Origin of the sequence: Kitasatospora sp. NPDC004723, assembly GCF_040609255.1 — a bacterium.
In the GTDB taxonomy this organism is placed as follows: domain Bacteria; phylum Actinomycetota; class Actinomycetes; order Streptomycetales; family Streptomycetaceae; genus Kitasatospora.
Map to the genome: position 1 here is coordinate 1 of NZ_JBEXJT010000105.1, position 1,437 is coordinate 1,437.

At 71.3% G+C, this 1,437-nt stretch carries 1 protein-coding gene; it reads right to left on the bottom strand.

All coding sequences use genetic code 11. From position 1 onward, the window contains the following. Positions 1-170: 170 nt before the first annotated feature. On the bottom strand, positions 171-1,394 hold the full coding sequence (locus ABZW10_RS38710) for an IS4 family transposase (RefSeq protein WP_355376419.1): 1,224 nt from the start codon (positions 1,392-1,394) through the stop codon (positions 171-173). Between the last annotated feature and the right edge of the window lie 43 nt (positions 1,395-1,437).

The following is a 1,437-nucleotide window of genomic DNA, read 5'->3' on the forward strand; positions in this document are numbered from 1 at the left end:
CAATGCCGGTGACTTAAGTTGTGTCTCGCTGGGTGATCGTGACTGTTGCCGGTTGTGGTGGTGGCCAGTTGTGGTGTTGGGCGCGTTTGAGGGGCCAGTTGGACATCTTGCGTTTGATGACGCGGGGGCAGGTCCGTTGACGGCGTGGGGGCAGTAGGCGTTCGGTGATCTCAGCCAGGGTGCGGGTCAGCGCCCTGGCGAGTCTGCCGGGGGGAAAGCGCCGCCTGGGCGGGGACCTGGCGGCGTACGACCCGCAGGCTGCGGGTGAAGGACAGCCTGTCGACGTCCACACCCTCGTGCAGGGCGGCCTGGTGCATCAACTGCCGAATCGCGTGGTGGACGAGCAGGAGGCCGTAGACCTCCTGCTCGACGCCCCACGGGTACTTCGAGCGCAGGACGAGTTTGGGGCCGCGCTGGTGGGTCTTGATCTCGTCCAGGGTGGTCTCGATCTCCCAGCGCTGGGCGTAGAGCGCGGCCAGCTCGGCGGCCGGTGCCTCCTTCGGGTCGAGGACGGTGGTGACCAGCCGGTAGACGACGGCGTCGCCGGTGCGGGCCAGGGTGTATTCCACGACCCGCACGGTCACCGGGTTGCGGCGGCTTTTTCGGTCCGGGTCGGCGTGGACGGTGCTGAGGTAGGAGCCGTCGCTCAGCGCCCGCACCACCGGCAGGGCGGCGTTGGCGCGGACCCGCCACAGCAGGTCCGCGCCCGTCGCCCGGGCGGCCTGCCACAGCTCGAACCCGTAGAAGCCGCGGTCGGCCAGCAGCAGCATGCCCGCCCGCAGGTGGGCGAACAGCCGCCGGGAGAGCGTCTGCTCGCCGGTCGACAGCGGACCGACCTCGGCGCCGAACACGGTGTGGGTGCCGCACTCGGCCAGGGCGACCACTCTGGCCTGTGGGAACGCGCCGATACCGCGTCCCGTGCCCGGCCGGCCGAAGTGCGCGTCGTTGGCCTCGGTGTCCGCCAGGTCCAGCGTGGTGCCGTCCACCGCGACCAGGTGCCAGCGCCGGTACCAGGCGCCAGCTGTCTCGGGCACGGCCAGCGGGCGGCACACCCGCGCGAACAGCAGCCGCAGCGGTTCGGGGCCCAGCCTGCGGCGGGCCCGGCCGATCGCGGCGGTCGTGGGCACCCGCCACGACCGCCGCGCGTCCCCGAGTCCCTCGCCCAGCAGCCGGGCGACCTCCTCGTAGCCCTGCCCGAAGAACAGGCACATCGCCAGCACGAAGTACACGACCACCCGCGCCGGCAGCAGCCGGCTCCGTTTCTCGGCCCGCCCGGTCTCGGCGATCACCTCATCGACCAGACCCGGCGGGAACGCCTGCGTCAGCACCCCGATCGCGATCCGGTCCGACAACCGCTCACCCGCAGGCGACTTGACCTGCCCCACCCTCGCCACACCACAACCAACGAGGATCGAAGGACAAAGTCACTGGCATTGG